This window comes from Pseudoalteromonas sp. P1-13-1a (assembly GCF_001401875.1).
GTDB lineage: Bacteria > Pseudomonadota > Gammaproteobacteria > Enterobacterales > Alteromonadaceae > Pseudoalteromonas.
In genome coordinates this window covers 397,944-412,591 of sequence record NZ_LKDV01000001.1, presented here as the reverse complement: position 1 = coordinate 412,591, position 14,648 = coordinate 397,944, and the positions used below count along the sequence as shown (strand labels likewise).

The 14,648-nt window shown below is 41.6% G+C and carries 11 protein-coding genes; 7 read left to right on the top strand and 4 right to left on the bottom strand.

Annotated features, from left to right (window positions below; all coding sequences use genetic code 11):
- Positions 1-173: 173 nt before the first annotated feature.
- The 7 genes from AN391_RS01885 (at position 174) to AN391_RS01855 (ending at position 10,192) form a co-directional block, all read left to right on the top strand.
- Complete coding sequence (locus tag AN391_RS01885) at positions 174-1,283, top strand: arginase family protein (protein ID WP_055013817.1); 1,110 nt, start codon at positions 174-176, stop codon at positions 1,281-1,283.
- Positions 1,284-1,392: 109 nt separating this feature from the next.
- Complete coding sequence (locus tag AN391_RS01880) at positions 1,393-2,097, top strand: ABC transporter substrate-binding protein (RefSeq protein ID WP_055013816.1); 705 nt, start codon at positions 1,393-1,395, stop codon at positions 2,095-2,097.
- 122 nt (positions 2,098-2,219) lie between these two features.
- Positions 2,220-3,500, top strand: a complete 1,281-nt coding sequence (locus AN391_RS01875; protein ID WP_055013815.1) for a hemolysin family protein — start codon at positions 2,220-2,222, stop codon at positions 3,498-3,500.
- Between the two features lie 258 nt (positions 3,501-3,758).
- Positions 3,759-4,925, top strand: coding sequence for an efflux RND transporter periplasmic adaptor subunit (locus AN391_RS01870; protein ID WP_055013814.1), 1,167 nt, complete (start codon positions 3,759-3,761; stop codon positions 4,923-4,925).
- A gap of 15 nt (positions 4,926-4,940) precedes the next feature.
- Positions 4,941-8,075, top strand: coding sequence for an efflux RND transporter permease subunit (locus AN391_RS01865; RefSeq protein WP_055013813.1), 3,135 nt, complete (start codon positions 4,941-4,943; stop codon positions 8,073-8,075).
- Positions 8,072-9,487 carry an efflux transporter outer membrane subunit gene (locus AN391_RS01860; RefSeq protein ID WP_055013812.1) on the top strand — a complete coding sequence of 472 codons (1,416 nt, stop codon included), beginning with the start codon at positions 8,072-8,074 and terminating at the stop codon, positions 9,485-9,487. The genes AN391_RS01865 and AN391_RS01860 overlap by 4 nt, the downstream gene beginning before the upstream one ends.
- Before the next feature lie 78 nt (positions 9,488-9,565).
- Positions 9,566-10,192, top strand: coding sequence for a TetR/AcrR family transcriptional regulator (locus AN391_RS01855; protein WP_055013811.1), 627 nt, complete (start codon positions 9,566-9,568; stop codon positions 10,190-10,192).
- Between the two features lie 41 nt (positions 10,193-10,233).
- Here the strand turns inward: AN391_RS01855 and AN391_RS01850 are convergent, their stop codons facing one another.
- From AN391_RS01850 to AN391_RS01835, 4 genes are read right to left on the bottom strand one after another with little or no spacing between them, the layout of a single operon-like run.
- Positions 10,234-11,337, bottom strand: coding sequence for a HupE/UreJ family protein (locus tag AN391_RS01850; RefSeq protein ID WP_055013810.1), 1,104 nt, complete (start codon positions 11,335-11,337; stop codon positions 10,234-10,236).
- On the bottom strand, positions 11,334-12,362 hold the full coding sequence (locus AN391_RS01845; protein ID WP_055013809.1) for a lipopolysaccharide assembly protein LapB: 1,029 nt from the start codon (positions 12,360-12,362) through the stop codon (positions 11,334-11,336). Before AN391_RS01845 ends, AN391_RS01850 begins: the two co-directional genes overlap by 4 nt.
- A 56-nt stretch (positions 12,363-12,418) precedes the next feature.
- Entirely contained in the window at positions 12,419-12,922 is a 504-nt protein-coding gene (locus AN391_RS01840) for an Ig-like domain-containing protein (RefSeq protein ID WP_055013808.1), read from the bottom strand.
- A 10-nt stretch (positions 12,923-12,932) separates the two neighbouring features.
- Entirely contained in the window at positions 12,933-14,525 is a 1,593-nt protein-coding gene (locus tag AN391_RS01835; RefSeq protein ID WP_055013807.1) for a DUF4331 domain-containing protein, read from the bottom strand.
- Positions 14,526-14,648 lie beyond the last annotated feature (123 nt).

The window sequence follows — 14,648 nt, the reverse complement described above, 5'->3', positions numbered from 1 at the left end:
AAATGGTTATGTATTGATTTTGGCTTTATTTAAACATCGATTTTTCAAGCGTGTATTAATTGCTAGTTCAATAAGTGAGCGCGCAGAGTGTTTTAGGTAATTAAGCCGATAATTTTAATATTTGCATAACTAATCAAAACCGCATGAATAAAAACACAAGTATAGGATTTATTATGAGCACACAATTTGACGCGTTTAAACGTAAAGTAGAGCACTGTTTATGTGCCCCAGGCGACGGTGTATTTACCGTGAATACCGCCAAAGAGCGTAAAGCGGCATTACGTAATAAATTATATGGGCAAAGCGAGAATGTTGATGTTTTGTGGCGAAACTCTTTAACACAGCTGCCTGAGTCTCCTCATAAAGCGGTTATGTTAGGTATTAGCTCAGATTGTGGCGGTGGCATTCTACGTGGAGCAAACTGGGGGCCATTATTTTTGCGCTCTGCGCTGATAGATCAACAACCGCAGTGTCACTCATTCGATTTAGGCGATGTGAGGGTAATTCCTCACTTATTGCACGATAAATACTTAAACGATGCAACCATTTCAAATTGTCAAAAAGCCCTTTACGGTGATGAAAATGATGACTATTACGTAAGCCCGCTTTCAATTACTGAAGACGTGTGCGATAGCTTTTATGCAACGTTTAAAGACAAGGGTATTTTTGGCATTGGTGGCGATCATTCAATTAGCTACCCACTAACTAAAGCGTATTTAAAAGCAAAGCGTGAGCAAGGTAAGCGTACTGCTATAATTCATTTTGACGCACATACTGACTTATTAGTAGAGCGTTTAGGTATAGATTTATGCTTTGGTTCGTGGTGTACACATATTTTAGAATTTTTACCAGCGCCGCATCATTTAATTCAATTTGGTATACGCTCAAGCGGTAAACCAAAAGCGCATTGGGAAAGCACCTTTGGCGTTAAACAGCATTGGGCTGCTGAAATAATAGAACGTGGTGCTAAAGCGGTTGCTGCTGAAACCATTGCACAGTTAAAAGCTGATAACGTAGATGAAGTGTATGTAAGCTTTGATATAGATGCACTTGATGCGGAGTTTGCCTCAGCAACGGGCACACCAGAAGACAATGGCTTAACGCCGCAACACGCTTTGGATATTTTACAAGCCATTGCTGATGAGTTTCCTATTACGGGCGCTGATATGATGGAAATTGCGCCGTTCACCGACAGCTCGTTGGTAGGGCAAGCAAGCTCGGAAACTACATTACGTGAAGGCGCAAAAATCTCAGCGTTTTTAATCGGCGCAATGAATAAATAGTTATAAAAAATCTAGTCCTATCAGCGTATAGGGCTAGATTAAAAACTAGCGGTTCAGCTACTCTCAGCTATAGTTTGTTAATATCTGTTTAGTTTTGAGGCGAAGCTGAATGAAGTTGTATGTACTTTTGTTGTGCTTTGTATGCATAAGGCTCAATGCAGCTGAAATTACAATAGTGACCGAGGTATTCCCCGATTTTCAGTATATTGATGAGAACAATCGGCTAGCAGGGCGTTCTGTAGACAAAGTAAGAAACGCACTTGCCAACACAGATATAAAATACACTATGCTAGCGCAAAGTTGGGCTGTGTCTTATAACGCAGTGTTAAGAGACACAAATACCTGTATATTTTCTATTGTAAGGCTGCCTAAACGCGAAGATAAATTTAGCTGGGTGGCTGAACTTGAAAGTTTTGACTCTGCTATTTATGCGCTCAAATCGCGCAATATTCGTTTAAAAACGCTTAACGATGCTAAACAATATAAAACAGCGGTGCTTAGGGACAATTTTAGCCACCATTATTTGTTAGAGCGTGGCTTCAGTGAGTCTAAAAACTTACTTATAATTGATAGCTTAGACAAAATAGATAAATTAATAAGCACACGGCACGATATTCTCGACTTTGTTATTTTAAGTAAAAAACAATTTAACTACCGAGCACAATTTGAGCCAAAGCTAAAGTTATTAGAACCTATATTAACCCTCAATACACAAAACTCCCCTTTGTACTTTGCCTGTAATAAAAACATGCCACAAAGCCTACAAGATAGACTCTCGCTCGCTTTTGATGAAGCTAAATATAAAAATAAATAATTGCTAATCAAAGGCTTACTGGTTTTTGTTGTAAAGTCGCAAATATTAATTGCCGCGTTTAAAAAAGCGTCTATAATCAGCTGCTTTTTATTGAAAAAAGCGCTAACTTTTTGGAGCGTTAAATGGGTGATTTGATCGGGATTAGCTTATTGATCTTGATGAGTGCGTTATTTGCTATGTCGGAAATCGCCATTGCAGCGTCGCGTAAAATTAAGCTACGTGTGATGGCCGATGAAGGCAGTGATAACGCGCGTGCAGTATTAAAGTTGCAAGAAAATTCGGGGGCGTTTTTTGCAATGATTCAAATTTCCCTAAACGCCATTGCTATTTTAGGTGGGATTGTTGGTGAGCAAGCTTTATCGCCCTATGTAAAAAATGTATTGATGCTTTTTTATCAAGGCGCCCACCTTGATAAAATCAGTTTTATATTTTCGTTTTTTACTATTACTTCTTTGTTTATCTTATTTGCTGATTTAATGCCGAAGCGCTTAGCTATGATCATGCCCGAAGCAGTTGCAGTGCGTGTGGTAATCATTATGCGTTGGGTTACGTTTGCACTTACACCGTTAGTTATGTTTTTTAATGGTTTAACTAATTGTGTGCTGCGCCTATTTAAAGTACCTGCAGAGCGAGAAGATAGTGTGACTACAGAAGACATTGTGGCGATGATGGAGGCAGGTGCAGAATACGGTAGCTTACAACAGCAAGAGTACGAGCTAATTGGCAATGTGTTTGAACTAGAGGCGCGCTTTTTATCGAGTGTGATGACTCCGCGAGACCAAATAGTGTATTTTGATTTAGATGAAAGCAGCCACGATATAGCCACTAAAATTATTGAAAGCCCCCACAATCATTTTTTAGTGGTATCAGGGAATTTAGATAAATTACGCGGCTCTGTTGAGTCAAAAGATATATTACGCCAAGTGCTTAAAGGTGAGCTTGCAACCATTAAACAAGAGCTAGTAGAGACGGATATTTTTTACCTGCCCGAAACTTTGAGCCTATCTGAGGCGTTAAATGCATTCAAAAGTGCCGCTAAACCGTTTGCGGTAGTGGTAAATGAGTATGCGTTATTGGTTGGCATTGTAACTGTAAAAGATTTAATGAAAGGCTTTATGGGCGATTTAATTACCCACCAAGGCGATGAACTTATTGTAAAGCGTGATGATTGCTCATGGTTGGTAGATGGCTTAACCCCCATTACTGATTTAGCAAAAGTATTAGATATTGAAGAGTTTCCTGAGCAAATGCATTATGAAACGGTGGCGGGGTTTTTAATATACACAATGAAGCGTATTCCTAAACGGGCTGAACATGTAAGCTTTAACGGGTTTAAGTTTGAAGTAGTTGATGTTGAGGGGATTAGAGTAGAGCAATTACTGGTGTCCCAAATTAAGAACTAGACCTAAATTTACGTTTAAAGCCAAGCTTAGCTTGGCTTTTTTGTTGCGCGTAGGTAATTAGCGAATCGCTTTTAAGTTTATTTTTCATACTGTTTTATTTAATTTTCATCTAATTAACACCAACTACAACCTATGGCGTAGTTTAATTATGCAACTGTAAGTTAGTGTAAATTTGAAGCTGTTTTAATTTATTATCCTTTAGATTTACTTTAGAATGATCGTTCACTCTAGACATAAATAGATTAAAAGGTATTTATCATGCAGCGTTCTCGCACCGCTTTATTTGTATTAACAGCTCTTATTGGGTCTGTTGCTTTAACAGGTTGCGATCAAGCAGCTGAGTCGCAACAAGCTTCAGCGCCACAAGCAGTACCTGTTGGTGTTATTACTTTAAAAAGCCAAGCGCTTACACTAAAAAAGGAACTTCCTGGTCGCGTTAGTGCTTTTCAAATTGCACAGATTCGCCCGCAAGTAAGCGGCATTGTGCAGTCTCGGTTATTTAAAGAGGGGGCTCAAGTAGAAAAAGGTCAAGCGCTATACCAAATTGACCCCGCGACCTTTGAAGCAGATCTTGCAGCAAGCGAGGCGGCTGTAGCTCGCGCTGAGGCAAGTATTGCGAGCACTAAATCTAAAGCGTCACGTTATAGCGAGCTTTTAAAAATTAAAGCCGTAAGTCAACAAGACTATGACGAGGCCGATGCCGCGCAAAAACAAGCAAAAGCCGAACTATTAACAGCAAAGGCCCAGCTTAAGTCTGCACAAATTAATCTCGATTACAGCCACGTATCTTCACCAATCAGCGGTCAAATTAGTAAATCGAGTGTTACCGTTGGTGCACTTGTAAGTGCAAACCAATCGACAGCACTTGCAACAGTGACTCAGCTTGACCCTATTTATGTCGATTTAACGCAATCAAGTAACGAGCTAACCCAACTAAAAAAAGCCATTGCATCAGGCACTTTAAGTGTTGATTCACAATCACAAACTGATGTTGAACTGCAAATGGAAGATGGTTCAGCTTACCCGCTCAAAGGCACATTACAGTTTTCAGAAGTGACTGTAGACCCAAGCACGGGTTCGGTTACTTTAAGAGCTAAATTCCCAAACCCTGACAAATTATTGTTACCTGGTATGTACGTGCGTGCCTCAGTGGTTGAAGGCGTTAAACAAAATGCTATTTTAGTGCCGCAACGTGGAGTTAGCCGTAATACAAAAGGCGAGCCAACAGCTATGGTGGTAAGCAAAGAAAACACCGTTGAAAGCCGTGTGTTAAAAGTAGATAGAACGATTGGCTCTAACTGGTTAGTAACCGACGGCTTAGCTGATGGCGATAAAGTAATTGTTGAAGGCTTACAAAAAATTCGCCCAGGTGCACCTGTTAGCCCTTCAGAAGTTTCACCGTCTGCAACAGCCGACAAAGCGTAATAACGGAGAGTTTTAATGTCACGATTTTTTATCGACAGGCCCATCTTTGCGTGGGTACTTGCCATCGTGGTTATGCTTGCAGGTGTGTTGGCTATTCAAAGCTTACCCATAGCACAATACCCGTCAATTGCACCGCCAGCAATTAGCATTACCGCTACTTACCCTGGGGCATCAGCTCGTACTTTAGAAGATACGGTTACTCAGGTTATAGAGCAAAAAATGAAAGGACTTGATGGCTTGTTGTATATGTCATCTACGTCTGAGTCGAGCGGTTCAGCTACGCTTACGCTTTCATTTAGTGCCGACACAGACCCAGACATTGCACAGGTACAAGTGCAAAACAAGTTAGCCACAGCGACCCCTTTACTCCCTGAAGAAGTACAAAGACAGGGCGTATCGGTGGCAAAATCTGCACGTAACTTTTTAATGGTTTTAGGTTTTGTATCAAAAGACGGCAGTATGACGAATATCGACATTGGTGATTATGTCTCATCGAATGTGCAAGATATTGTCTCGCGTGTTGAAGGGGTAGGTGAAGTTCAGTTATTTGGCTCTCAATATGCTATGCGTATTTGGTTAGATCCAGCTAAGCTGCAAAATTATAAATTAACACCTGCAGATATTAGCACTTCAATTAGTGCCCAAAATGCGCAAGTATCTGCTGGTCAATTAGGCGGCATGCCAGCGGTTGAAGGCCAGCAGCTCAATGCAACGGTGACAGCGCAAAGCCGTTTGCAAACCGCAGCAGAGTTTGAACAAATTATAGTAAAAGCAAACGCTGATGGCTCGTTTGTTCGCCTTGAAGATGTAGCGCGTGTAGAGCTCGGCGGCGAGAGCTACCGTGTTGTAGCACGTTACGATGGAAAACCTGCATCGGGCTTAGGTATTAAGCTTGCCAGTGGTGCAAATGCCCTTGATACAGCCGAAGGTGTAAAAGCTGCAATTGCAGAGCTTAAGGCGTTCTTCCCTGAAGGATTAGACGTTGTTGTACCATACGACACTACACCGTTTGTGTCGCTATCGATTGAAAAAGTGGTTCATACGTTAATAGAAGCAGTGGTACTGGTTTTTGTGGTTATGTATCTGTTTCTACAAAACTTCCGCGCTACGCTTATTCCAACGATTGCTGTGCCAGTGGTGTTGCTAGGTACTTTTGGTATTTTGTACACGTTTGGTTATTCAATAAATACATTAACCATGTTTGCTATGGTACTTGCCATAGGCCTACTGGTAGATGATGCCATTGTTGTAGTAGAAAACGTTGAACGTGTAATGAGCGAAGAAAAGCTTTCTGCGCTTGAGGCAACACGTAAATCGATGGATGAAATTAAAGGCGCGCTTGTAGGTATTGCCATGGTGCTGTCGGCGGTATTTATTCCGATGGCGTTTTTTAGTGGCTCAACCGGTGTTATTTATCGTCAGTTTTCTATTACGCTGGTATCAGCAATGGGGTTATCGGTATTGGTGGCGCTTATTTTAACACCAGCATTGTGTGCAACGCTTTTAAAACCAAGCCATGTTCATGATAACAGCTCGTTATTCGGTCGTTTTTTCAGTGGCTTTAATCGCGGGTTTGATAAAACTAATTCAGGCGCACAAAGCTTTGTGAGTCGCATGATCCGTTTATCTAAGCGCTATCTTTTATGTTATGGCCTTATTGTCGCAGGTATGGTGTATATCTTTTCAAGCTTACCAACGGCATTTTTACCAGATGAAGACCAAGGTATTTTGTTTAATCAGGTATCACTGCCAGCAGGCTCAACGACGGAAGAAACGCTAGAAGTTGTTAAAAAAGTAGAAAAGCACTTTTTGAACGATCAATCGGATGCTGTAAATGGTATTTTCACGGTAACTGGGTTTAGTTTTGCCGGTTCGGGTCAAAACTCAGCAATTGCTTTTGTGAACTTTAAGCACTGGGATGAGCGTCAAGGCGAAGGTTTATCTGTACAAGCAGTGGCAGGTAAAGCAATGGGCTATTTTTCTACCATTAAAGAAGCGTTTGTATTTGCTTTTCCGCCGCCAGCGATTGTGGAACTAGGTACGGCTAATGGCTTTAATATTTTCTTACAAGACCGTGTTGGACTTGGCCACGATGCACTACTGGCCGCGCGTAACCAGCTATTAGGATTAGCAAGCCAAAGCCCAATTCTTGCGGGCGTACGCCCTAATGGTCAAGAAGATATGCCAGAGCTACAACTTGATGTAGACCTTGCTAAAGCTCAGGCACTGGGCGTTTCGCAAGCTAATATTAACAGCACCCTAGCAACTGCGTGGGGTAGTAGTTATGTAAATGACTTTATTGACCGCGGCCGTGTTAAAAAGGTTTACCTACAAGGCGATGCCGATTCGCGTATGGTGCCAGAGGATTTAAATAAGTGGTATGTACGTAATGATAGCGGTGATATGGTGCCATTTTCGGCCTTTGCAAGTTCGCATTGGACCTATGGCTCGCCGCGTCTTGAGCGTTACAATGGTTTTTCAGCAATGGAAATTCAAGGTACTGCTGCGCCAGGTTACAGTACAGGCCAAGCAATGGATGAAATGGAGCGCTTAGTAAAGCAATTACCTAATGGTATTGCCTCTGAGTGGACCGGTATTTCGTTTCAAGAGCGCTCAAGTAGCGGCCAAGCGCCATTGCTATATGGTTTATCGCTGTTGTTTGTATTTTTATGTTTAGCAGCGCTTTATGAAAGTTGGTCGGTACCATTTGCTGTAATGCTTATTGTGCCACTGGGTATATTTGGCGCTATGGTTGCTGCACTAACGGCTGGATTATCTAACGATATATACTTACAGGTTGGTTTGTTAACCACCATAGGTCTTGCCTCTAAAAATGCAATATTAATTGTAGAGTTTGCGATTCATAAAATGCAAGAAGGCTTAAGCTTAGTCGATGCGGCTGTTGCTGCCGTACGCTTGCGTTTACGCCCCATACTTATGACATCTATGGCCTTTATTTGTGGTGTTATTCCACTTGCTATTGCCTCAAGTGCTGGCTCAGGCGCACAAAATGCACTGGGTATTTCAATTATTGGTGGTACGCTTGCCTCTTCTATTTTAGTCGTGGTATTTGTGCCGTTATTCTTTGTATTAGTTCGTCGTTTATTCCCTATGGCAAATAGCGAAGACAAAAAGGAGCGCGCGCAATGAGCAAAAAACGTCTAAGTTTAAGCGCTATTACGCTTGTTATTTTAAGTGGTTGCCAATTAGCGCCAGAGCAAAAAGAGCTTACTTTACCAGTGCCAGATGCATATGCATCTGACACTGAGCAAGCATCAGCACAGCAATTACATTGGCAGCAATTTTTTAACGATGAAAAATTAAAAACCCTGATTGGCTTAAGCCTTGAGCATAATAAGGATATGCAAATTGCAGCGCTTAATGTACAGCGCGTTCGTGGCTTATACCAAATTGAAGACTCGGCTTTATACCCATCGTTAGATTTTAACGCCAGTGGTACACGCCAGCGTTTGCCTGCTGAGTTGTCAGGTAGTGGCGAAGCCACAATTAGCTCACAATACAGTGCTACAGTGGGTATTACTTCTTATGAGTTGGATATTTGGGGCAAGGTACGTAATCAATCAGAGCAAGCCCTGCAAAACCTTTATAACACTGAGCTTACTCAGTACAGCACGCAAATTTCACTTATTGCTGAGCTTGCTAATGCGTGGCTAAACTACGCCACCGACTTACAGTTATTAGAACTCGCTAAAGAAACATTAAGCTCGCAACAAGAGTCACTTTCGCTTACGCAAAAAAGCTTTGATTTAGGCGCTACATCGGCCATTACGCTTGAGCAGCTCAAAAGTACTGTGGCCACAGCAAAAGTAGATATAGCAACGTATAAACGCTTGTTGAAACGTGATAAAAGCGCATTAGATTTACTGGTAGGGCAGCCTGTATCGAGTGATTTATTGCCAACTAATTCGTTAACCAATTTATTGGATTTACCAGAAGTACCGGTTGGTTTACCCTCTGATTTACTTACGCAGCGCCCTGATATTAAAGCCGCTGAACATGCTTTATTAGCCGCGAATGCGAATATTGGTATAGCGCGTGCGGCTTTTTATCCTAGCATTAGTTTAACGGCTAATGCGGGCTCTGCCTCAAGTGATTTAAGTGGCTTGTTCGATTCAGGCTCGGGCACGTGGAGCTTTGTACCGTCGATAAACTTACCTATTTTTACTATGGGGCGTAATCAGGCAAACCTTGATGTAGCAAAGGCCGAACAAAAAATTGCAGTGGCGACGTACCAGCAAAAAATTCAAAATGCGTTTCGTGAAACCGCTGATGCATTAGCAGATAGAGAAGGCTACAAAGAGCAACTTGACGCCCTTGATATGCTAATTAGCTCGCGTGAGCTTACTTACGATTTATCAAAAATGCGTTACGAAAAAGGAGCTGATAGCTACCTACAGGTACTTGATGCCCAACGCACGTGGTACTCGGCTCAACAGCAGTTAATAACGGGTCAGCAGGCATACCTTGCCAGCCAAATCAACTTGTATAAAGCCTTAGGTGGTGGTTGGAATGTAGCTAAAACTTCTGTGCAAGAGCAGTAAAATGAAAGGTGCTATTAAATTAAGCTGTGCAATTAGCTTATCGAATATTATGTATGCCTTTAATACTGGAGTCGGGTTATGAGCACTAAGGCTAAAAGACATTTAGACCCAGCCTTAGCTCAAGCTAGGCGTGAACAGGTGCTCAGTGCTGCCGCAGAGTGTTTTAGACGCAAGGGATACCACGGCGCGGGTATGGCTGAAATTTCCCGAACTGCGGGTATGAGCGCTGGGCATATATATAACTACTTTGAAAGCAAAGAGGCAATAATTGAAAGTATTATTGCTAAAGATATGGAAGAAATGTTCTCTATCTTTCAGGAGTTTGAAGATCACCCGGGTGATGTTTTACAAGCGCTTATAGATGGCCTAAACATTGGTGTGCAAAGGCATATGGATACCGGTGCTTGTGTGATTGACTTAGACATGATGGCGGAAGCAGGTCGCAATAATAAGGTGGCCTCGCTTTTGCGCGATATGGATACTCAAGCACGCTCTCGCATGCGCCAACTGCTCACCAGTGAGCGTAGTGCGCTTAAAAACACGGATGAACAAGAGCTTGAGAGCCGTATTAATGTTATTTTTTCGATGATGGCAGGGTTACTGCTTCGTAAGATGCTCTACCCAGAACTCACTGAAGAAACGGTGTTAATTGCACTAAGGCCTGCAATGAAAACCCTGTTATTGCCGTTCGATAAAGCCCAGTAATGGAAAATAAAAAAGCGAGTCATCGTACTCGCTTTTTAGCATTAAATTCGCTCTATACACCACATTAAAGCCATTGCGGCTATTGCAAGCGAACCTACGGGCATTACCCATTTTATGTAGGTAGGCTTATCTCGCACGATAAGTAATAGAGGTAGCGCTATACACAAAATACTCAATTGTCCCAGTTCAACCCCTAAGTTAAATGCTAAAATACTCAATAGCTGATAATCACTCGATAACCCAAGCTCACCAAGCACACTGGCAAAGCCCATACCGTGTAATAAACCAAATGCAAACGTTAGCCAGCCAAGGCGCAATATAACTGGCCATACGTTATTTAAAGCTGCAAATAATACTGAAATTGCAATACCAAGCTCTACCCAGCGGCTATTTGGCGACACCATATTAAGTGCTGTCGCTGTTAAAGTAAGTGAATGGGCGAGGGTAAATGCCGTTACAATCCAGGCTGTGTGCTTAATTATTTGTTTTTTAGAGGCGATTGCCTGCCATTGTTTGTTAGTGCGATACAATACACAGGTTAAAAGTAAGGCAATTAAAAATAAAATATGGTCAACACCAATCCAAATATGTAATACACCTTGGTAAACATATTGGTTAAATGTACTTAGGTAACTTGCTTGCTGTGTAGAAAACGCCTGTTGTTGCTCAGCTTTGGTAAATACGCGCGATACTTGGTTTACGTTAACAATCACCTTGTGATTAGCATCGTACTCAAAAAAAGCACTGTAGTTAAGGGTGATATCGGCATTATTGGCGCAACTAAATAGCAGCGGTAAAACTAAATAAGCCTCATTAAAATGGTTATCTAATTGGTAGTTATCAGCAATTGTTAGCGGGCAAGTTTGCAAGTTTTGTAAAACAGTAAAATTAGATTTTGCATAGCGATTAATGGCTTCGCTTTGTGACTTAAGTTCGGCCCAGCTTATTTGTTGGTCTTGGTTTAAATCAAGCGCAACGCTTTGTTCTAAATCGTTAATATTTATTTGCCATGTACCGGTATATTGCTGCGGATTTTGCGCGTTATCTAAAGTGATGTAACTGGTACTTAGTTGGTGTGCATGGGCACTAAAAGTGCACATTAGTGTAACAAGTAAAGCGGTTAAAAAAGAGCTTAATGTTTTCATAAGGTGTCCCTAGCCATGGCATTAGCTTGGTGTAATAGGTGTTGATCTGTGCTCATTTTTGCTTGCTGCCAATTTATATTTGCCCAATATTGTGCCTTGGCTTTATCTACTTGTACATGAATATAATAGTTAGCTAAATCATTGGCATGAAAAGTATCTTGTCGTTGTTCTCGTAAGTTAACTCGTTGCTGCATACGTGTTTGCCACTGATCACTAACTTTATGTGTGCTGCGTTTTTCAGCTATGGCGAGCCGAAGTAAAACAGCATCTTCAAGTTGACTCTTTAAATTACTAAATTGACTCAAGGTATTAAGTACCTGCTCAGGGTTGTTTTGGCTTAGCTGTATATCAGCCCATAACACAATGAGGCTCACAGGTGCTTTGCTTAAATCAATACTGTTAATGTGCTCAAGCGCTTCATTGAGCTTGTTAAGCCTAAACGCCATCTCACTAAGTACCTGTTTGGTTGTTAAGCTTATGTTTTTATTTTGAGTAATATCAAGTAATGATTGATAGCTTTGCTGTAATTGACCTTGCTGACTTTGAATATCAAGCACACAGGTTGTTGCACTGATAACGCTTGCTGCACCAATAAGAGACACACAGTGTTGCTTGGCTTGTTCAAACTTACCTTGTGTCATTAACATATTTGCCAGTAAAAGGTGGGTATTGACGTGGTGTGGGTGTTTTTTTATTACAGTACTTGCAACTTCAATAGCGTGAGTAAATTGATGCTCTTTTTGTAACACTCTTGCATATAAATAGCCTATTTGTGCCGTGGGCTGTTGTTTATAAAGTGCCGCTAAGCGGTTTTTTAGCACGCCTTGATACAGCTCGGTTTGCCCTATGTATTGGCTATTTAAGACCAAAGTGTTGAGTTGCTCTAGTGTCAATTTAGCGCTAATTGATGAATTACTGGTTGCAATAATATCGTTATCTTCTGGAATTATGGGCTCTGCATCAGCATTACTTACATACAGTGCAGCGCAAAAAACAAAGAGCATTTTTTTATAATAACCGCGCATCGTTTTATCCTCTTAAAAAAGCCATCCATGGCCATCAGCTTAAATTATTTACTCTGTTAGTTACCTGATGAAATAGTACTTACATCGGTATCTGTATTGGTAAAAACACGTCCGTTGGTCGATAGTGGCTCATCGTTAGGGCTTTGATTAAATGCATCACTGGCAAATTGTGCAAAATCTACTTGCAAAGCCTCAATGGTAATATCAACCATAGCTGTCACTTGCTGGTTTACCCCATCAGATACGCCAAACATAAAGCTGTCACTGCCTGTTGCTTCTTTATTGGGTGTATAGGTAAAGCTGCCATCACTATTAACTACTACATTGCCCAGTGTAGGCTCTGTTGTGAGTTCATAGGTGAGTGAGTCGCCATCGGCATCACTCGCTACTAACGTGTCGTTAATTTCAACTTCTGTTTGTGTGGTTAACATTACATCGCTTGCACTGGGGGCTGTATTTACCACCGGTGTAGGCTGCTTATTGTCATCATCGTTGCTACATGCGCTAAGCGTTAGTGCGCCCAGTAGTACACCGATATGAGTAAGAGTTAAATTACGCATACGTTACTCCTTATTTAGACCCTGCAAGTGGGGTGGCTAAGTATGGGAAAGCGGCATCCATCATGCTTGCATCAACAGGCGCACCATCAGTAAATGGCACTGTACCTACATCAGCATCTTCTGGTGTACACAGCCCTAAGTCGGTGTCTTCACCATTTACTGGGATAGGGTGACACAAACGACCCATTACCACGCGAAGTGCAATATCTACTACATCATCACCTGGGCGACGGCCATTTGGAAAGCCCGCTAAATCATCACCAGCAACACCAAATGCAGATTGATCAGCCTGTGCTGTGGCTGCAATTGCGGTATTTAAGCGTAACATTTCTGAAGGCGTTACCGTTGCTTGTTGGTTTACTCCAGCAAAACCGGTTAAAAATGCGGTGATTAAATCGGTACGCGGAAAATTAGTGGGGGCGAGGGTTTCTAAGTTAGCGCCAAGTGTGGTATTTACTGCATCTTTAAATAAAATATTTAAAAGCTCAGGTAAAGAGGGGTGCGAAACATAATCTAAAAATTGCGCATCATCTTTAGGGTGAGCTGTTGAGAAGGTATCTTTGTCTTTAATACCAATAACAAGCTCGTTAACTAAAGGGTTACCTAAGCGTGAAACCTGTGTTAATGCACCGCCATTTACTGCGTTATCTGCAAACTTAGCGTTCGGGTTTAAAATGCGTGCTTGCGGTAGGCTTGCTGTTGTCCAAGAGCCAATTACGCCGTTGCCATCACCCACAATACAGCTTTTAGGCATTTCAATGGCAATTGATGTCACATTTTTATCAATAAGGTCATCATTATCAGCCGATTGTGTAATTCCCCCAGGAAAACCACCACCATCGCCCGCACCTGGCGCACTATCACCTTCTACAGGCACATAGTTAACTAAATCAAAAGTTTTACCTAAGTTAACAACAAATGGGTCTTTGCGCTGACCAACAAACACTTTGGCCATATTGTCACAGCCCGGTACAGACACTTGGTAAACAAACTGATCGGCATAAGTTTGGTAATCAGCCATTGAACCAAATGTTTTATCGCCTACATAATCTAGCGGTTTGTTGAACGTGGTTGAGCTGGTGGTTGTATTGCTTAGTGTGGTACTGGTACCTGTGCGTTGTGGGCCGTTAATCATGCTTAGTGTATATGACTCACTAAAATTTGCAGCGCTATCATCACCAGCTGCAACGCCACCAACATTTTTAAGCGGTACAGATACAGTGCGTTGATTACCTTCTGGGCCAACAGTTAACTGAACACCCTGGTTATCGTTTGGCAGCATACTGGTAAAATTAAAGGCAAAAGTAATATCTTCTACTGCATCACCATCATTATCAATATGAATACTGTAGGTTGCATCTGGGTCCATAGCGAAGTAGTTAGGGCCGCCATAGGCATCTTGTAATGGAATATAATTGGCAATAAACGTAACGTAATCGTTTCTGCCTGCTTCATAACTATTAAATACGTAAAAGTCGGTAGAGTCTAAGGTTGGAAAGCGGCTAATATTTGGCGCTTCACGATGACTTGATGCCTCGCTAGAGGTGCTTACTAAGGTACTGCATACTACTACTGCGAGTATAGATGGAGTTAAAGCTTTCATGACTTTTTCCTTTAGTTTTGATTGGAGTCATAACTAATAACGAAGCAAAAAGCACATTAGATGCAAAAAAGTTAAAATATTTTTAAATTTGTTAAAAAAGTAGGGTGGATTGGCCTAAATAGA